Genomic DNA, 21,030 nt, shown 5'->3' with positions numbered 1-21,030 from the left:
GATAAATAAGAAAGCATTTTGTATGTTTGAAATTGTAAAAAATACGATACAGCCAAATTTAAACCCGCATGAACGAAAAAGAATCGAAGTACCAAGCCCCTGCTTTGGATAAAGGACTTGATATATTGGAGTATTTATCAGCACAATCTATCCCATTGTCTCAAACTGAAATTGCTATTGGTATTGAGAAAACGCCAAACGAAATTTACAGGATGTTGATGAGTCTGGAAAGTCGTGGTTATATTTTACGTGATGAAGTTTCTGGTAAGTATAGGCTGTCGTTAAAGCTTTTTTACCTCTCACACCGGCACTCGCCTATTGATGAGCTGCGTAAAGCTGCCCAGTTTCCATTAGAGGAACTGGCAAACAGTATCCGTCAATCTTGCCACTTGAGTATTTTGTACATGAACCAGGTAATGGTGATTATTCATGCGAAAAGTCCTGGGCCGATTGCGCTTTCTATTGAAGAGGGAAATTTGTTTCCTTTGCCACTAACCGCATCGGGTAAGGTTTTATTGGCTTACATGCCTGAGGCTGAGCGTAGCACAACATTAAAAAACAATTCCATTTTTAAGAAATATGCTAAAGCCCAGCAAGAAGATTTTTTGACTTCATTGGAAGATATTCAGCAAACAGGCTCTTATTTCAAAAATAGTGATTCTGTTTCTGGTGTAACCGATCTTTCGGTACCAATTGGTATTAATGGCAATAATGGAATTATCGCCTGTTTAACCATTTCGATGTTAAATGCGATAAATGTAGATCAAGCGATTGAAAATGATGTGATCCTTGCCGAGGCCTATAAATGTGTTAAAAAAATAGAACAGCGGATTGGGGTTTAACCCCCAACCTCCAAAAAGGGGGCTTTGACTTTCTAATCGCTGATATAACTGCTAACTGATATGAGCGTAAACTACCCTCTATTATGACATTTCTCTTAATTGCTTGCGCTCGTTTCTCAACAAGTGCATAAATAACTTTACGATTTTATCGTTTGTAAACGACGAGCTATTCAACGCTCGTTAGAAACGAGCGTTAGCCCAGAACCCTTGCAATCCCCAATGCGGTATCTATGGCAATAAGCTATAGACAGGTTGATGTGTAGCCAAGAACAACTGAGTTTGGTTAAATAAACCTGATAGAACGGAAAGCCCGGAGCGAAGAATGAGTGAGGACTTGGAGGGAGAGCAGGGCTTTCATAACCTAAAAGCACCGAACCCCGCTTTTCTAAATGATATTGACCACCCCCAGTACAGCATGGCTTGCGCTCGTTTCCCAACGAGTGCGTAAATAGATAAACGATTTTATCGTTTGTAAATGAAAAGCTATTCAACGCTCGTTAGAAACGAGCGTTAGCCCAGAACCCTTGCAATCCCCAATGCGGTATCTATGGCAATAAGCTATAGACAGGTTGATGTGTAGCCAAGAACAACTGAGTTTGGTTAAATAAACCTGATAGAACGGAAAGCCCGGAGCGAAGAATGAGTGAGGACTTGGAGGGAGAGCAGGGCTTTCATAACCTAAAAGCACCGAACCCCGCTTTTCTAAATGATATTGACCACCCCCAGTACAGCATGGCTTGCGCTCGTTTCCCAACGAGTGCATAAATAACTTTACGATTTTATCGTTTGTAAACGAAAAGCTATTCAACGCTCGTTAGAAACGAGCGTTAGCCCAAACTAACCAGAATACTTCACGTTATAATCCTTACCTTTTTCGATTGTTACTTCATAAATCCCCTTCGATAATTCTTTAACTTCAGCACCTTTTACAACAGGTTTGGTTTTGCTTTTTACCTTTAGTTTACCTGCACCTGTTGGAGAAGAAACTTTGATTTCTTTTTTACTACAAAACACTGAAATATCACCATTTGCTGTTGGGACTTTACCTTCCATCCATTCCAAACCACCTAAATTAGGTTCAATGGTGTACGTTTCATAACCAGGTGTTGTAGGTTGTACACCTAAATAATATTTTCCCAATAAATAAATCGGACTTGCACCCCAGGCGTGGCAAAGGCTTTTTCCAAACGGGCGGCCGTACATCGCCAAGTGTTCGGTTCCCTTTTTATCCGGGTTGTATTCCTCCCAAAAAGAAGTTGCACCCAGTTTTAACATGCCACCCCAATAATTTTTCATTTCCTTTAATACATAAGGTTGTTCGCCCATGGCACATAATGCTTCGAGCTCGTAAAAACGCATATAAGGTGTGGTAATTTTGGCTATTTTATCGTTTAAGAGTACATTTTTCTTAACGGCTAGCTTTTGCTCCGGGCTAAAATAATCAAAGAAAATCCCGAACATGTTGGCATAACGGGTTACATTATCCGTTTGTTTATCGTCAATCCGGCTATGCACTAAAGCACTTTTTTGCTCATTCCAATAAAGTTCAAAAATCTTGTTTTTCAGTTCTTTAGCCTGTTTGTCGTATTTGGCAATGCCATCTGTGTCATTGGCTAATTTGGCACATAAAGCCATTGTTTCTAAACTCCTGGCATATAACAACTGTTCGAAACTTACTTCACCATCTTTACTCAGTTTATCTGCCCAATCGATAAAAATCCAGTCACCAGGCATCCACTCTAACAGGCCGTTTTTATTCTTTCTTCCATCGATATAAGTCATTAGCGACTGCATCCGCGGGTAAATATCCTGTACGAACTTCTGGTCGCCGGTAAATTTATAGTAATCATAAATCCCTAAAAACCAATAAAAAGAGTAATCCATAATGGTATTGATGTGCGCCGTTACAGGATCTTTTCCACGCTGAGCCAATAAAGTCCGTTTTACAGTTGGTGCATCAAAAAACGAGTAATAGTTCATCAAATAACTTTGATAAGCATCGCCGCTCCACACCCAGCGATCGCGTTTTATCCCATCGATAAAGAATTCGCGGGTGTTTAAGTGAAAGGTGTATTTGGCTACATCATAGATTTTGTTTAGCTCAGTGTCCGAAGATCTAAAACTTCCTCTTTCAGTTACTGGAGCATATTCGTACAACATGGAAACAGAATCGGCTGATACTGAACCTTCAGATTGATAATTTACATATCTGAAGGCCTTTGAAAGTGGCATAATCGAATCTTTTTTCTGAGAACGGTCAATGTCAAGATAATCTAAGGTTTCACATTTATCGGTTGATAAGGCCTCTTCTTTCGATTCTCCGTAATAGATACTCAGCCTTCCCTTTCCCTTCAAACCATGTACTTTTATAAAACCAAAGGTTTCTTTGCCGAAATCAGAAACTGCACCATTGTTTACTTTTTCTGTTTTAACAGCTGATTGCGCAACAACAGGCAATTTAAACTGTGATGGTAATTGAGTTGGATCGGTTAAAATCCATGAGCCTGCTGAAACAAAGGTAGTTCCTGATTTATCAGAGGTTTTTCCACTCGCATCGATCCATTCTTTATCCTCGAAAGTAGTGAGCCAGGTTTCATCAGAAACTACCGTTTTGCCCTGAACAAAAATCGCCGGAACATGTGCCTGGTTGTAAACCTTCAAACTCAATTTATGTTTTCCTGCCGGAATTTGAATGCTTTTTGGAAAACCTGTAATGGCCTGACCATCGATTTTAACATTGTAAGTACCTTCTACAAATAATTTAACCTCTTCAGATTGAGCAAGATTAAATTCTTTGTGAAAATCAACCAAAACATAGTGGCTATCCATTTTCCAGAAGACAGGAAAAAAAGACCCTCTTTCGGTTCTGCGGTTCTGCATTACATTGCTCATGTAGATATCTAAATCACCGGGATACCAGATCCACGAGGCTTTTTGCGCGAAAAGCTGTGCTGCCGAGCAGGTGAAAATGGCAATAAGGATAAGTTTTTTTAAGTTTTTCATAATTATAATTCAGTCGTCATTCCCGCGCAGGCGGGAATCTTAATGGGCAAATGCTTTACGATTCCCAATCAAGTTGGGAATGACGATCCTTCTAATTTTAATGCCCGTTAAAAAATATATAAAGTGCAACCATTACGATTGCAAGCGCAATCCACGAAATCCAAACTGTTCTTGCTGGTTTTTCTATATTGGCTTGGTGTTCTTCATTAACCGTGTAAATACTTGGTGATCTATCCAGTAAAGAAATCAAAATCGCGATGATCATTAATCCTGCGAAAATGAAAAATGATAACATCAGGTAATGTGGCCAGATATATTTATCTGATGGCAAAATCCAGAGATAAGTTACACCAACGCCCAAGCTTAAAATTGAGCCGATGGAAAGTGTAAAATTAACGGCTTTTCTTGTGGTTCTTTTCCAGAAAACGGTAAGTAAAAACACGACCGACAGGGGCGGCGCAATAAAGCCCAAAACCGATTGAAAAACATCAAATAGATTCAATCCTTTAATGTTATCGATGGCCAAAACCACTACAACCGCAAAAATACATCCTGCAACAACTGCCCATCGGCCGATGCGGATGATCTGTTTATTACTCGCCTGTGGGTTGATTTTCTTCACGTAGATATCCATCGTAAAAACGGTGCTTAATGAATTTAAAGAGGAACCAATTGTACCTACTAAAACCGCAATCAGCACAACGATTACCAGGCCGTTCATACCAGGCGGGAATAAATTGGTTACCATGGTCATATAAGCTTCGTTCGGATCTTTTAAGCCAGGAAATAACACATAACAAAGGATTCCTGTTCCAATAAATAATGGTAAGGAAAGGATTTTTAGCCAGCCAATAAAACTCACGCCCAATTGCCCTTGTTTTAAGTTCTTAGCACCCAGAACAGATTGAACCATCGATTGATCGGTACAGAAAAAGGCCACAGCTGCAACCGGATAACCCAATAAAATGGCATACCATGGATATTTTGGATCGCTGGCGGGTTGGATTAAATTCCAGAAATGATGTGGTGTTTTTTGATATAAAGCAGAAAGTCCACCAACTTTATTCAGTCCCAAAAGCATGAGCGATAATGAAACGGCAATCAATAAAATCATTTGGAAAACATTTACTTTAGCAATGGCTTTTAAACCACCGAAAAAGGTAAACAGTCCCGCAAAAGCGACCAATACGGTAACCGATTGCCACATGGGTATGCCCAAAATCTGGCGGACCAAAAAGCCCCCGGCAAACAAACCGAGCGATAACCAGGAGATTAAAATCTTAACCAGCGCATACCAGGCGAGGATATTTTGAGTGGAATCGCCATAACGGTTGCCCATAAACTCGGGCATGGTACTTACCTTGGCGGCAAGGTATTTAGGTGCGAAAACAATGGCCAGTAAGAATAAAAAGATAAAGGCATACCAATCGAAATTAACCGCTACGATACCGGTACTATAGCCAATACTTGCAAAAGCCAATAACATCGACGGACCAACATTGGTACCCCACATATTGAAACCGATGCTGCTCCAGTTTAAGGATTTATTGGCCAAAAATAAGGTCTCATCGTCGTTTTTCTTTTTAGAAAAACTGGCCCGATAACCAATGATGATCAGGATAACGAGGTATGCGATGACAATGATGTAATCTAAATTGGTTAAACGTTCTACAATGTTTCCCATTGGTTTATTTGGTTAGTTCGGTTGTATTATTTGATAGTTTTTAGCCACAGATGGACACAGATCTTCATGATTTGTCACGAGTGGTTCGTGGAGACACGAACCACGGCGCATTATGTTCCGTGTTTTCTGTGTCTCCGTGGCAAACAATTACAATCCTATCGATTCCCTTGTAATGTGATTTGCTTTCAAAATTTCATCAACTTTTACTGGCAAACCTGTTGCTAGAGATTGATCCATCGCTTGTAACAGTGCAACGGTTCCGATACCTTCTTTTAAATCAGGGTATGCGGTAAAATTATTGTTGATGCTATCGGCAAAATATTCCAGGTAATTCTGGTATTCTCCGGCGTGATGGCTTTGTCCTTCAAAACGGAAATAGTGCTTTAAAGTAGAATCGCCCCAGGTGATAATCTTTTCTTCGCCGGTTTTGGTTGTAACAGAATACCGTAGTTCGTGGTAATCGGCCTGGCTTGCACCTTCCGTTCCGCGAAGAACACAACTCATGCCACTATCGCGACTTGCGGGCTGTGTTGGGCCAGTATAAGCACCGCTAACCCTCGCAATTCTGCCATCTTTTGCTTTAAAAATAAAGTGCATGGTATCCTGATTTTTTAGTCCGGCTTTTAAGCCGTTGCTACTTAACATGCCATAGCCCATAACTTCTTCGATATCTGGCAAATACCAACGGATAAAATCAACAGGATGACTTAAACCGCCATACAGCCACTTAAATGATTGTTTTAACGACCAGCCTTTTTCTAGAAACCAGCGATGATCGGCATGGTAATGACTTTCGATAGTGATCAGTTCTCCGATTAAACCTGCATCAAAATCTTTCTTCTGGCGCATGGCGGGCTCAAAAAAACGAGAGCTTTGCCCTACGAAAATCTTTTTTCTTGATTTTTTTGCTAACTCCAACAGCTCATTGGCCTGAGCTAAATCATCGATAAATGGTTTGGTACACACTACATGCTTTCCGTGTTCGAGCGCCAGTTTAATGTGCTCAAAATGCAGATGATCTGGTGTGTAAATCGCAATCATATCGATTTTGTCGCTGGTTAACATATCCTCGTAATTGGTTGTCCAGTTTTGAAAATCAAATTCTAAAGCCCGTTCTTCGCAAAGCTTTTTATTGGCATCGCAAATCTGGATAAGCTTAAACTTTTTGCTTGCCAATGATGCAGAAATGGTGCTTCTGCCCTCTCCTAAACCTAAAATCCCTAATCTTAACATGATATTATTTTTATAAGCGTTATCGTTTTCCTCCCCCTGCCCCCTCCAAAGGGGACAATAAGTCTTCTATTCTATCGGTTTAAAGAAAACCCAAACCTCTTCTGGTTTTGTTCCTTCAATTCCTTCCTGGTATTTTTTCATGATGGCATTCCATTCGTCTACTTTTGGATTGTTCTCAGTAGTTTTTGGATTCAATTCATCTAAACTTTTTCCTTTAGGAATACTAATGATCAGCATTAACTGTCTATCGTTTTTAAAGATGGCTAACCGTTGAAACTCGGCCTTACAGAATCCTTTTGATATCTCCGGCCATTTTTCAAACTGTGTTTTATGGTAAGCCAGGTATTCTTTCTGGAGTTTTTCATCCTTCACCAAATTGGCTGATAAAATGATGTTATCCCACTCTGCTACTGGTTTATCGCCACAATTCTTTTCTCTGTTAAAGTCGTAAAACAGATTGTCGTACAATTTGATTTCTATCGCATTTAAGCGTTTTAGAGTTTGTTGCAAGCTCTCTACTTTTAAACTTGAAGTATAAATTACCAATCGATTTCCCCATTTATAGATTGAACCTGGCAAGAGGTTATTTTCTTTAGCAAAAGTTTTTAAGGCATTGTTACCTGGCAGATTACCCGTTTTAAAAACCAGTTCAAATACAACAGATTGATCTACAGCCTGATTGGTGCCTCTTTTTGAATAATTGACTTTTTCTTTTAATAAATATTGAAAAGGCTTTTCTAAGCCTGCATTTTGTTTGATATGATCGGCAACTTTTGGTCCGTTGCTTTCCCATAAATTGTCTGGGCCGTTGGCATTTTGAAGGTACTTTTCAGTTGGCGTCCAGTTGTTTTTGATGGTAAAATACGAAGAACCTTCATCTGTGTAAAGATAAAACCAATGATCAGGCAGATGCGCATACGGCGCTTTGTAAATACTATCGACTACATTGTTGGTAATGGATGATCCGGGCTGAGCAGATAGTGTGTAAATTCCAGCCACATCATACATATGTTTTCCGTAGTGATGGATCTTATTGCCGCCGATGGTATTGTTTTCCATCGCGTTTTTGGTTTTTGTCCATCCCCAGCCCATGCTGATGCCAGAATAAGACACATCATTGATTTCGTTATGCAGAATTTTAATGCCCCGAACATATCCTGCGCCTATGCCCACGGCGCCCCAATCTTCGTTGGTTACATCGGTAATCAGGTTGTTCTCGATTTTATTGTTCGTCGAAATTTCTCTTTCATCTGTGGGATTGTAAGGCAAATGTACTTCGGTCGCTTCATCAGAGAAAGTTCCGATTAGAATGGCTGAACCACCAATATCCTTAAATAAGTTGCCACTGATTGCACTATCTGCAGTTCCTTTTTTATAATCCAAACCTGTTGATGCCAGGTGCTCGAACTGGCAAGATTCGAAAGCAGTGTGATTGGTATAACTCACTTCGACTGCAGCAGCCGGACGGCCAACCCAGGCCTGATTTTCTAATGTAGGTTTGTCTGGTGTCCCTGCTTTTTCAAGTTTATAGGCATCAAGCATGTACATGCCCGCCTGATGAGGAACATGACCTTGTTTTGAAGGCCTCAGCCAAGTGGAGTGCTGAAAAGAAATGCCCTTGAAATTTACATAAGAAACCGGTTGATCAATTGTTCCCTCTATTTTAACCAAGTTTTCTAAAGCCGGAGCAATCACTTCAGCATTTAGCATATCTTCTGATGCTTTTGGCCAATAATAAAGCTTGTGGTGCTGTAAATCTTCAAACCATTCTCCAGGTTCGTTCAAGAATTGAATGGCATTTGTAAGGTAAAAAGCAGAATTCCCTGTTTTGTCTGAAATCCATGGTGCTGGCCATGGATGCTCGGATTGGATTCTGCTTTCGGGCTGCATAAAAGAAAGTTCTGCAGCATTACCTATAATTTTAACTGACTTTACCCGAAGATTTGCAATGGCCCACCATTGATGGATCTGCATTTCCATTCCTTTGATATTGGCTAAACTGATGTTTTTTTGAAGTGGAATTTTACAGGTTTGCTTTTCGCTATCCCATGATAAAATCCTCCCCATTTCTTCTCCATTATAATTTTTTGCACGTGTGCCCTTACTGCCATTTACCCATAGCTGCCTGAACTGCAGGTCGCTCCCATCTAAATTTGGAATATCAGCTACCCAAACTTTCCCGATAGATTCTTTTGGCAGACCAGCAATGGTGTGATTTAACTTTTTCCAGTTTTTTATTTGAATGCCTCCACTCAAAATAACTTTTTCGTTAGGTGCGCAAGTAATCGTTGTCGGACTATCTTTTGTGCCAGAGTCTTCAGGGCGAAGAACTACGGCTTCGTGCAATTGATAAAAACCCTTGCCGATTATGATCTGGATGCCCCCTTTAACTGAAATATCATTTAAGCGCCTCAATTCGCGGGCTTTTCTGATGGCAGAATGTAGTGTGGCCAAAGGCTTTTCCTTGGTTCCTACATTAGTATCATTGCCATTTATGGATACGTAAATATCTGCTGCATTAACTTTAAAACACAATAATGATAAAAAAAACAGCAGACTAAAAAATGGTTTAGTTTGTTTGGTTCGTGGAGACACGAACCAAGGCAGCTGTATTGTTTGGATTATTGTAGTTAAAACCATTTTATAATTTTGCTATTGAGATTGCTTCGTGCCTCGCAATGACGGACCCTCACTTTGAAACACAGATTTCAGGTAGCTGGTATTAGCGCTGAAATTATATTTTACATTGGTGGGCTGTTTGGCATCCCGACTTCTTTCTACAACCAGCCATCCTTTCCAACCCATATCATCAAGTGTTTCTTTTACTTTATTGAGGTCGATCTTTGGATCGTTCTGTAACCAAACACCATCTTCATTAGTGGCATGGATTTGAACGATGTTCTTCCTGCCTAAAATTCTCAGCTCTTGGTGTAAATCTCTTCCATTCTTAATGGCATTAGAGAAATTGAAATAACTTTTAACATGCTTGCAATCAATATCTTTTAACAATTGTAATTCTCCTTTTGCATCTAAAGCACTTTCAATTCCAATTGTAATTCCCGCTTTGGCGGCCATCTTTCCAGCAACTTTTAACCGTTCAACAATAGGTTCGCGCAGTTCAGGGTTTTTAACCAAATCACCTTGAATGCCCAAAGGCAGAAAAACTACTTTAATATGCATTGCTTTGGCAGTATCCAAACAATCCTGGATCATTTTCTGATAAGTTGGTCGCTTGGCAAATGATTGCGCATAAAATCCGGTCATCGCCAGCGAGCAGATTTCGAGGTTCAGCTCTTTTGCTTTATCCAGATACTCCTGCCTGATTTTTGGATCGGCTAATTTGTTATCAAATGTTACGCGATCACCCAGGCCGCCCATGTCAATTTCCAATCCGTCAGCACCGATTTCTTTTGCGAGTGGCAAAGCGCTGATTTTCTGACGTTTTAAAATCATTAAATCAATCACGGCAACTTTATAATTGTTCTTTTTCTCCACTGCCAAAAGCAATTGATTTGGGATCATTAAAGCGCCTGTTAGCAGCGCTACATGACCAATAAAAGACCTTCTGTTTTGATGCTCCATATCCACTATTTACTTGTGCTTAACGGGAATAATTTTTCCAGATTTTCAAATCCCGTTACTGCATTTTTAGGGAGTTTTTCACCTTTATCACCAAAAACATAAAGGGCATTTTCCTTTTCGATGGTTACTTTACTTTCATTGTATTTACCAGCTTTATCTTTAACTGCAGTACCATTTAGTTTGAAGTTTTTGATTAGGAAATCGTAAAGTGCAATGCGCTTATTAATGCCGAAGTCATGTTTTTCATTAGGAAGGTGAACATTCTCGACCTTATCTTTCACACCATAATAACTGTACATTTTTTGTAGATAAGGAAAATCGTGTTCGGGTGTGTGGGCCGTCCAGTCGCTACCATCTGACACCAATAATTGGGGCCGAGGTGCTGCCATTGCAGCCAGTTCTACATTATCAGTTCCGCCGCCACATTGATGGATTGGCATTCCGCTTTCACAAGGGCAGCCACCATAAAAGTAAGACGACATCGCCACTACAGGAGCACTTAGTTTAATCCTGTCATCCATGGCAGTCATTAAAATGGAGTGACTTCCTGCACCCGAACCTCCACTGATGCCAATTCTGGCTGTATCGGTTTCTTTTAGCGCACTGAAGTAGTCTAAAATCCTGATTCCGCCCAAAGCCTGAACGGTTTGTGCCAAGCTTTTGCGGTGATCTTCGTATTTAAACTGGAGCATCGATTCGCCCCAGGCAAATAAGTCGTAGCTAAAAGCCATAGCACCCATTCTGGCAATCATTGCACAGCGGATCTGGCAATCAGGTCTAAAACGTTGTTTTTCCCAGTGTCCGTCAGGACTTAAAACCAATGGGATTTTCCCTTTAAAATTTAACGGTTTATATAGTGAACCGTTAATCCAAACCCCAGGTAAAATCTCCAGTGCAATGTTTTCTACCGAATACCCGTCAAAAATTCTTTTCGCCGTGATAATCGGTTTCGAATTTGGTTTGGCAGGCAATGGCGATAACAATAAGGCTTGGTATAATTCGGGCTTTATTTGTGCCTTACGTTTTTCCCAACTGGCCTGGTCGTGGTATTTTGTTGCCAAACTATCCAGATAGGCCCATCCATCTTGAACCTCCCAACGGTAATATTCGTATTCTTTCAACTTGTAAACACCAGGTTTCTCTTTGTTTACTTTCATATCCAAAGGGGCAAGCACGTTTGCAAGCGTTTCATCAACGTTTGCACGAAAGCGCCATTCTGCATAGTTCACCCATTTATCTTTTACCTGTGGTTCTGAATATTTGATCTGTACCCTGAAGCGTGCTTGGATCTCTTTCAAAACTTCTGCAAGCGGCTTTTTATAGAGGTTATCGCTGTTTTGGATTTGGGCGGAGAGATTATTAAATGCAAATAAAAAAATGGCTAGTAAATACCCACTTCTCAAAATTCCTCCCCCTGCCCCCTCCAAAGGGGGACGAGTTCCCTTACTTAAGATTTCTCGGCTACAGTGCGTGTCTCCTCGCAATGACGATTGCCAAAATATCGAAATGGCGTGTCTAGTTAAATTTATCATCTTAACCCTCCTCATTTTTAGTTTCAGTAATTACCGGAGCTGTATAACCTTTTAATTTCGGCCAAATGCCATTTTTGATTTTCTTTAATTTCAACTTTGAAGGATCGACCACAACATGTTTAATTTTTTCTCTTCTCCAGGTGTAAATGAAATGTAACATGCCATCAGAAGTTTGAATCACCGCAGGATAAGAATACTGGCTGATGGGTGAATCTTCTAAAATTAATGCGGCCGACCATTTTTTTCCGTCTTTTGAAACAGAAACATTTAATGGGGTACGCGGTCCTTTGGCTAAATCTCCTGGTGGCAAAACATGGTTGTAAACCAATACATGGCGACCATCTTTCATGGTTACCGCATCTGTACCGGAGTTGTTATTGGGTAATGAAGTTTTGGTTAATGCCGACCAGGTTTCGCCGTTATCTTCAGACCAGGATTCTACAATGGCACGATTTGCTGTTCTGGCCAATAGCTGCAATTTCCCATTTCCATGTTGCAAAATGCTTGGTTGAATGGCTTTAATTCCATTTTCAGGCAATGGTCCTACGGTTCTCCAGGTTTTACCGTTATCCTTGGTTACCTCGAAGTGGATTTTCCAGCCGTCGCCTTCTTTGCTTGATGGTGCAAAAAGATTTCCATTGCTTAGCAAAACTGGTTTGTTTTTTACAGGGCCGATATAACCATCGGGCAATTTTGTAGCATCCGACCAGGTTTTACCGCCATCTTTTGAGGTTCTCATCATGCCCCACCATTCTGATGGTTTTGGACCGATTTTATAAAACAACAGTAAATCTCCACCGGAAACCTGATATAAAACCGGATTCCATGTAGGTAATCTTTTACCATCAGGCTGGATACCATTTGCAACCGAAAACGGCGCTAACCATTTGCCATCTACAAAGCGACTGATGTAGATTTCTACATCAGGATTCCGTTCTTTTGTTCCTCCAAAAAATGAGGCCACCAAACCCGTTGGCGTTTCTGCGATTGTTGCAGAGTGACACGATGGGAATGGTGCTTTATCGTAAAGAAATTCTTGCTTTACGATTCCCGATTGCCATTTTTCTACCTGGGCGTTGGCACAAATGGTGGACGCAAAAATTAGATTGATGGCGATATATATATTTTTTGATATCATAATTCTTTTTTCTCTTCGAGGTGATTACACAGATCATTGGATTTCACCGATTTGATTTTTACATTCAAAACTGAAAACTTCAAACGGCGAACTGCCTACTGCTTTTGTTTGGCTGCTTTCTCTTCTTTTATTTTTTTAGTGTAAGCACTGTAAAGTGCTCTCCAACTGCGACCGTTATTATTTAACATCTGCTCTGATTTCGTTTTGTAAATCTCGAAAATGGCCGAAATCTGTTTCATGTTTTTGTAATCGACAGCTTGTTCTCGGGCTTGTTTCAAAAAAGCCAAAATCTTTGCTTCCTCATCGGCAGTTAAATCAGGAACAATTGCTTTGTAACCTTTCATCGTGAAATCAACTTTTCCAATAGTGTATTTGTCTAAAATGATTTCTACCTGCTCTGGTGTTAAATTCTTCTTCAATCCATCCATAAGCGATTGATGAACGGTTGACGGCATAGCAGAATCGGCAATAATCTGTTTATCTAAATCACTTAGTTTATTGCCGGTAGCCGGGTTTATTCCGTCAGGAACAGTTGATGATGGGTGGTCGTTATGCCAATCTCTAATGGTGGTTAAATGAACCGCAATTACATTTTCGACAGCAGATTTTTTTGCTGCGTCGGTTAAATTTAATGCAAAAGTCCATTCTTTTGCCTTTGCCAGGATTTCTTCTGGTACAGCAATATCTTTGGTTTGGCTGAATGCATTTACTGAGGCGATCAGTAAGGTTATCAGCATAAATGGTTTAAAAAACTTTCTCATAATTGTGTTTTAATTATTGTTTCGGTTCGTGAAGGCACAAACCGAGGCTTATATACAGTAATCTTTTCTCGCCATGGTACGTGTCACCACGAACCATTATTTTATTTCCGCTCCACCACAAAAGCATAATCGCCAGAACCAAGTTCATAAACAGCGCTATTATGCTCCATTTTTACAAATTTTAAATCCTTTATTGACTTATTTTTTTCTGAAACTTCATTTTTATTATTTGCAGGAATATAAATCAACGCCGTTGTATTTGCTGGGATGGTAATGTTCCAGTTAAACTCGTTAGCGGTTTTGCTATAACTGCTTTTGATTAACCCGTAAACCGAATTGTAACTGGCATTTACCGAGTTTAAACCATTGATCATTTCAGGTTTCATGATAATCTTTTTAAAAGCAGCCTCTTCAGATTTTATACCTGCCAGGTTTTCGTAATACCAGATCAGCAGATCGCCTAGCATCATCACGTGGTTCTGTGAATTCATTTTCGGATCAGCCGTATTGCCATTCCATAATTCCCAAATAGTTGTTGCACCATTATCAACCATGTAACCCCAACTTGGGTAGGTTTTCTGTGTTGCAACTGTATAAGCTAAATCTGGTCGGCCATAATCGTTTAAACAGCGCATTAACCATTGGATTCCGACCAGACCATTACTTAAATGGCCTTTATTTGTCACTTCAACAGTATAAGTGACATTCTTAAAAACCTGATCTATTTTATTTTGTGGAACCATTCCGAAATAAAGTGGAATGATGTTATCCGTTAAGGCATTAGAAGCATAATAACCTTTATCGTTATAATATTTTTGATTAAAAGCATCTTTGACTTTGTTCCCTAAAAGCTCATATGTTTTTACATCTTCATCGTTACCGCTTACCTTAGCGAATTGTATCATCAACTGCGTGAAATGATAATAATATGCCGTTGAGATTAATTCGGAAGGATATTTCTTGTCTGCACTTTTACCCCGACCAAACTCGATGGTAATGGGTGGCATACACCAATCGCCATAACTATCTTTGGTCAAAATGTAATCTTTCATGTAGCGATCTTGCATGTAGGCCAACCACTTTTTCATCGCCGGATAATTATCCCGAACGGCTGAAACATCGCTGGTTTGTTTGTATAACATTTCGGTCACCAAAAGCATTGCACCCGGCCAGGTCATGTTATCGCTGTAATACCTCCAGAAAGCAGGTGCAACATCAGGAATGGCGCCGTCTTCTTTCTGCGAGTTTCTTATATCCTGCAACCATTTGGTATAAAAGCGTCCGTTATCAAAAAGAAAACTTTCTCCGTAAGCTACAGCGCCCCTATCGCCAAGCCAAGGCATCCGCTCGTTGCGTTGAGGGCAATCAACCGGAATCCCCTTATAACTTCCGGCAATTCCCCACCAGGCATTTTTGAAGATCTGATTGGTTAAAGCATCTGAAGTTTCGAAGGTTCCGACCGTTTTAATGTTATCATAAATCATTTTGCCTAGAAAATCATTCACTGATGGTTGGTAAGTATATCCCGAAAGCTCTACGTATCTAAATCCGCGGTAAGCAAAGGTAGGCTCCCAGGTTTCTAATTCGCCCCCTTTTAAAACGTATAAATCGGTACATTTCGCATTGCGAAGATTAGCTGTAAAAAGTTCGCCACTATTTTGAAGTGATTCTGCAAAACGCATTTTGATTTGTTTGCCCTTTATGCCTTTTACCTTGATCTGCAGCCAACCGACCATGTTTTGACCCATATCCAAAATATACCGGCCACCAGAAAGTTTAGTAATTGAAACAGGCTTTATTGTATTCATCACTTTCATGTTTTCATTCATCTGGGCTTCAATGGTTCCTGCTGGTTCTTGTACAAATTCTGCTTTTGCCCATTTGCTATCGTCAAAACCTACCTTATTCCAGCCTGGAGCTTCTTTTGTAGCATCGTATTCTTCCCCATCGTATTCGTTATTGGTTCTGATCGGTCCATCCGTTGTGCCTTTCCAGCTATCGTCGGTATCAATATTTGCTGTTGTTCCATCGCTGTAAACGATGTTGATGTTCATTAGCATTTTCGGAAAACCAAATGTTTTAATTTTATAAGGTTTTTCATTTTGGCGCATCGCGAAGAAACGGCCATTTCCGAGTACCGTGCCAACTGCATTTTTACCATTCTTAAGGTAACTGGTTACATCGTATGTATTATATTTTACATTTTTGGTATAATCTGTAGGCGATGGTGATAAAACATCATTCCCCACTTTTTTGCCGTTGATGTAGAGTTCATACAAACCTAAACCAACGATTGATGCCGTAGCAGACTTGATTTCTTTCGTGCTCTGAAACTCTTTTCTGAAATACCTGGCTGATAAACGCGAATCAGTTTTAATGTTATCCCAGGCGAATGCCCTGTCGAAACCAATCCAGCCTTTCGGCCAATCTTTGTAGTACAGCAAACCCATTGAAAAATAGTTGTTAGCAGACCATTCGCTTTGCCCAACATTAGTCCACACTTTAACTTTCCAATAGACTTTCATCCGGCTTTTAAGCACTTTTCCGTTGTAAGCTATATGAATAGATTCTGGTGAGTTAATCTTTCCTGAATCCCATAAATCCCCATCATTAGCATTTAATTTCTCTGGCGAAGAAGACACCAAAATCTGGTAAGCCGTTTGCATTACATTTCTTTCATTTGAGATGATATGCCAGGCCAACCGGGGTTTCAAAACATCAATACCCAAAGGATTCTCGAGCATTTCGCAGGTGGTATTTTGCAACGACACCTCTGCTATCACTTTTGAAAAGGATAGGAACCAAATGCTGATGATCGCTATGTAGATTCTAATGTTCATTACTTCGTATATGATTACACAGATTGTTGGATTGCACTGATTAATTGATTACACTGATTTTTTACTTTTTTTAATTATTGTTTCTTCTTTGCTTTGCTGTTAAACATTTATTTGCTCCGCTGATTTCGAAGATTTACGCAGACCAATAATTTTCTCATCTGTGTAAATCCGCGTTATCTGCGGGCTATTCTTTTGCTTTGCGAAAAACTTAGCGTTCTTTGCGGTTAAACCTATCTACCTGAAAAATCAAAATATAGGGTCATATTTAGTGCCCTACTTGGGGCTTTATCAAAATCGTAATAAATATTCTTCATTCCCATGGGCCCTGTAGTTTCTGGTTTTTGTGTTTTTGTGCCAATTGCCGAAATTGCGTTCATAAATGAAATATCACCATTAGGAAATGTCGGACTCATGTTATCATATTCTGTATCTTTTGATTTTTTCGGTGTAAACAACCTTAAAAACACATCTTCCCTATCTGTAATCACTTTAAAAGATTGTTTTTTACCAATAAACTCACACCAATACATGTTTGAATAATAACCTTTAAATTCAGGGTATTGCCAAGGTGCTTCACCAGTTGCTGAATTATTATAATCTTTTTTCCAGATGCCAAATTGGGTGCCTTTCATTCGGTTTTTCCAAACGCGGTATGGTCCGTTTCCCTTATATTCAACTGCTTTAATTTCTGATTCAGGATAAGAGAAGTTCAGTCCTACGAAAGTGGTAAAGTAATCTGATGGAAAATATTTCACTTCCATTTTTAACCAGCCTGATGGATAAATCGTCCATTCTAAAGTATTCCAACTTTCTTTTTTATCAAATTTTGATGAAATCACTAAATTTTCACCATCTATTTTTTGAGTGAAGTTTTTAAAATTATTTACACCCTCCTGTAAAATGGGGCCATTTGAAAACGGAACTACACCTTTGGCATTCTGAACCTGTTGCAGCAAACCTGTTGTTTTATCGAATGTTAAATTGATGCCGTTGGCAGAAACCTGATAAACTTTCGCATCCTCTTTAAGATTTACCTTTGAAGGACCTGTTTGTACAACAATTTTCTCTGCATCATCTCTAGGCAGCGTTATCGGAAAACTCCAGGTGAATAATTCCTTACCGTCTGGTGCATTAGCGGTGAGATAAAATGCATCAAAGCTTTTCCAGTCGCTTGCAAGATTAACTTGTAATTTTCCTTTTTCGAAAGGTTTGATATTTGGTACATCTGCTTTTCCAGATTTGAATGCTGCATCAGTTCCTGCTTTTAATTTCTTTAATTTCCAGTTGAAAGTACACTGATTGAGATTGGTAAATGCATAGCGGTTTTCTAGCAAGAACGAACCATCAAAACCAGCTGTCATTTCTCTTTTCTCTACAAAAACAGGGCTCCAGACTTCTTTAATGGTAAAAAAACTACCTTCTTTTTCGTGGTAAGGTCCAACAATCCCGTCAGGGCCATGGTTTCCATCCGTATCTAATTCTCCATTTTTATCGGTACGCACTACAGCCTGATCGGCAAAATCCCAAAGGAAACCACCAGCCGAAAGTGGATTGTTCCACATGGCATTCCAGTAATCTTCAATGCCCGCACCATGACCGCCATCCCACATGCCATGCAGAAATTCAGTAGGCATTAAAATGTTATGACCATGATCGTAATTTCCAATCCCGTAGTTAAATTCGCGGTAATGAGTAGTTTCGAAACCTCCAAAAACTTCCCAAGGGTGGATTAACGGACGTTTTTGAATATCTTCTTCTGCAAAAAGATGATCAAGTTCGCGGTTATGTCCGCCTTCATTTCCATTTGCCCAAAAGATGATTGATGGATGGTTTTCATCATTCAACATCATTTCTTTCATCAATTTTGTTCCCGTAGGCGTATCATAAGTGCCGTGCCAGCCCGCTAATTCATCCATTACGAATAAACCGAGCGAATCACAAACGTCTAAGAAATGTCCGTCTGGTGGATAATGCGACATCCGAACGGCATTCATGTTCATTTCTTTCATTAACAGCACATCAGCAATGCTGATTTTTTTACTTGTTGTTCTGCCTGAGGATGGATAAAAAGAGTGACGGTTTACACCTTTAAATTTCATTTTCACCCCATTTACATATACACCATCACGTTCTTTTACTTCTACCGTTCTGAAACCTATCTTTTTACAAAGCTGTTGGATTTCTTTGCCATTTTTAACTAAAGTGAATGTTGCAGTGTATAGATTTGGAAATTCTGTCGACCACAATTGCGGATTGGAAAACTGATGGCTAAGCGTTATACTTTGTGTTCCTTTCTTTATTGAAGTGGTAAATCGATCTCCAAAACGTTTACCATCTTTCGTAAAAACTTCTACTTCAACTTTATCGGCATCACCTGTGTAAGCAAGTTTGGCATCGAAATTTCCGTTAGCTTTGGCATCAATCTGAATTCGATCGATATGTGTTAAAGGCAAAGATTCAAGGTAAACTGGTCTGAAAATACCTCCAAAAATCCAGAAATCTGCTTTCCGTTCGGCTTCATTAACTGATTGATTAGCTGAATGTTTAGATACTTTTACTTCAAGTAAATTATCGCTATCAAATTTTGCCAATTTAGAAATATCATATTTAAACACATAAAACGAACCCTGATGTATTTCTCCTGCAGATTTTCCGTTGATTTTAACCTCGGTATCCGTCATCGATCCCTCGAAAACAATATTGATTTTTCTGTTTTTCCAATTTGTAGGAACCTTAAATTTATACTGATAAAGTCCTTGTTCTTTGCCTTTGTTTTCCTCTTTGTTGAAACCGTAGTTATATTTTCCAAAACCTTGCAATTCCCAGTTTGATGGCACGGGAATGGTGGTCCATTTGCCCGAATTTGCACCAGCCGTACAGAAGAAATCCCAGTTAACGGTATTGTCGTTTCCTGTTCCTGATAGGTATAATTTCTCCGTTTGCTGTGCTTTTAGGGAGCAAAACATGGTTGTTAAACACAAGAAAAGTATAAATCTGCGTTTCATTAATTGGTTTTAAAAGTTTTAGTTAAGGGATTATCGGTTCTAAAAGGCAATGCAGGTAAAGCATTACTGTAAAAATTTCCTGATGGATTTTCTGTCCAGTTATAGCGAACGGCAACTGGTTCGGTAATTTCTTTTGCTGAAACAATAACTTTTCCGTCTTTAACAAAAGCGCCTGCATCGATAAACTTTCCGTCTTTTCCAGCTATGGTAAAGCCATTCAGTAGATTTGATACATTCGATTTTAAATAATCAAAGTCAAGCAAAGCTTTTCCGTTTTTAAACGATACACTTTTATAAACCGGACCTGAAAAATCATTTTTTTGATTGTAAGTGTTTGCTAAAGCCCAAAGCGCCAATCTTCTGCCCACCTCCCATTTGTATGTTGGATGCAGATCTTCGTTCGAATCAGTTAAATCATTGGTAGAAACCATACCTGTATTCGGTAATCTCAACAGCTGAGTCTGTGCTTCCCAGAATTCAGGTTCGGTATTTTCATCAACAGGTACTTTGCCTTTGGTTTTAGAATAATTGAAAGGTGCAATCTGAACATAATAAAAGGGCAGATCGTTTTCCTTCCACGCTTTTCGCCAGCTATTGATCAATACTTTCATTTTATAGGCGTAGCTGATTTTCTCATTCAGAAAACAATTGGTTTCGCCCTGATACCAAAGAAAGCCGCGGATTTTAAACTGCGTTAAAGGTTCGATCATTGTCGGATAAAATTTACCCGGATCATTACCCACTTTTTGGTTTTTGAAGTAATCTTCCTGCGCAAACGCATTTTCTGCTATCCACGGTTCAATGGCGCTGCCTGGAATGGCCGAAGAGATCATGCCTACGGGAATACCTAATTTTTCCTGAATTTCTTTCGCAAAGAAATAACCTACGGCCGAGAAAGCACGTAAAGCGGAATCTTGGGCTACAGACCAGCTTTTGTGGATCGAATCGGGTTTGTTTAATGTTTTACGGTTCACCAGAAAAATCCTGATCTGATTGTTCTTTGCTTTCGCAACCTCATCAGCAGGGAAACCCAACTTTTCATTTTTCGGTTTCGGAATTTTAGCCAGTTTGCGCATGGCGTACTCCATATTGGATTGACCTGAACACACCCAAACTTCGCCAACTAGAATATTGGTTAATATAATTTTATTTGAGCCAGTGATAGACATCGTTTGCGGCTTTGATGATGTTTTAAGCGGCGCTAAAACAACTAGCCATTTTCCTTCTTTATCGGTAACAGCTTCTTTTCTCTGACCTGCAAACGTTACTTCTACCTTTTCGCCAACTGAAGCAAAACCCCAGATATTGATGGGTTTATCCCGTTGTAAAACCATATTGCTCGATAAGATCTGAGGCAAAAGAATTTTTGCATTAGCGGAGAAGGAGAACAAAGCAAGAATGGCTACGAGT

General features: G+C 39.6%; 12 protein-coding genes. 1 reads left to right on the top strand and 11 read right to left on the bottom strand.

Translation table 11 applies throughout. The features are described 5' to 3' along the window. The first annotated feature begins 68 nt into the window (after positions 1–68). On the top strand, positions 69–842 hold the full coding sequence (locus tag LQ201_RS07755) for an IclR family transcriptional regulator (protein WP_230140880.1): 774 nt from the start codon (positions 69–71) through the stop codon (positions 840–842). 837 nt (positions 843–1,679) lie between these two features. Here LQ201_RS07755 and LQ201_RS07750 read toward each other — a convergent pair. The 11 genes from LQ201_RS07750 to LQ201_RS07700 form a co-directional block, all read right to left on the bottom strand. Continuing rightward, positions 1,680–3,845, bottom strand: a complete 2,166-nt coding sequence (locus LQ201_RS07750; protein ID WP_230140878.1) for an amylo-alpha-1,6-glucosidase — start codon at positions 3,843–3,845, stop codon at positions 1,680–1,682. 97 nt (positions 3,846–3,942) lie between these two features. Then, a complete protein-coding gene (locus tag LQ201_RS07745; protein WP_230140876.1) occupies positions 3,943–5,529 on the bottom strand; it encodes a sodium/solute symporter in 1,587 nt (528 codons plus the stop codon). 147 nt (positions 5,530–5,676) lie between these two features. Beyond that, positions 5,677–6,762: a Gfo/Idh/MocA family protein gene (locus LQ201_RS07740; RefSeq protein WP_230140875.1), complete on the bottom strand. Its 1,086-nt coding sequence runs from the start codon at positions 6,760–6,762 to the stop codon at positions 5,677–5,679. A gap of 66 nt (positions 6,763–6,828) precedes the next feature. Continuing rightward, entirely contained in the window at positions 6,829–9,297 is a 2,469-nt protein-coding gene (locus LQ201_RS07735) for an L-rhamnose mutarotase (RefSeq protein ID WP_230146622.1), read from the bottom strand. Between the two features lie 117 nt (positions 9,298–9,414). Continuing rightward, a complete protein-coding gene (locus LQ201_RS07730; RefSeq protein ID WP_230140870.1) occupies positions 9,415–10,344 on the bottom strand; it encodes a sugar phosphate isomerase/epimerase in 930 nt (309 codons plus the stop codon). 5 nt (positions 10,345–10,349) lie between these two features. Further along, a complete protein-coding gene (locus LQ201_RS07725; RefSeq protein ID WP_230140868.1) occupies positions 10,350–11,642 on the bottom strand; it encodes an acetylxylan esterase in 1,293 nt (430 codons plus the stop codon). Between the two features lie 235 nt (positions 11,643–11,877). Further along, positions 11,878–13,014 (bottom strand): exo-alpha-sialidase, encoded by a 1,137-nt coding sequence (locus tag LQ201_RS07720; RefSeq protein WP_230140860.1) that lies wholly within the window; start codon positions 13,012–13,014, stop codon positions 11,878–11,880. Positions 13,015–13,109: 95 nt separating this feature from the next. Further along, positions 13,110–13,775: a DUF3826 domain-containing protein gene (locus LQ201_RS07715; RefSeq protein WP_230140858.1), complete on the bottom strand. Its 666-nt coding sequence runs from the start codon at positions 13,773–13,775 to the stop codon at positions 13,110–13,112. 101 nt (positions 13,776–13,876) lie between these two features. After that, positions 13,877–16,615, bottom strand: coding sequence for an alpha-L-rhamnosidase (locus tag LQ201_RS07710; RefSeq protein ID WP_230140855.1), 2,739 nt, complete (start codon positions 16,613–16,615; stop codon positions 13,877–13,879). A gap of 230 nt (positions 16,616–16,845) precedes the next feature. Continuing rightward, the gene (locus LQ201_RS07705; RefSeq protein ID WP_230140853.1) at positions 16,846–19,620 is read right to left on the bottom strand and encodes a glycoside hydrolase family 2 TIM barrel-domain containing protein; all 2,775 of its coding nucleotides are present in this window, start codon (positions 19,618–19,620) and stop codon (positions 16,846–16,848) included. Next, a complete protein-coding gene (locus tag LQ201_RS07700) occupies positions 19,620–20,954 on the bottom strand; it encodes a sialate O-acetylesterase (protein ID WP_230146621.1) in 1,335 nt (444 codons plus the stop codon). Before LQ201_RS07700 ends, LQ201_RS07705 begins: the two co-directional genes overlap by 1 nt. Positions 20,955–21,030: the final 76 nt, after the last annotated feature.

The organism is Pedobacter sp. Bi126 (assembly GCF_918698245.1).
Taxonomy (GTDB): Bacteria; Bacteroidota; Bacteroidia; order Sphingobacteriales; family Sphingobacteriaceae; genus Pedobacter.
The sequence above is the reverse complement of the archived record's forward strand: the minus strand, read 5'-3'. Positions and strand labels throughout refer to the sequence as shown.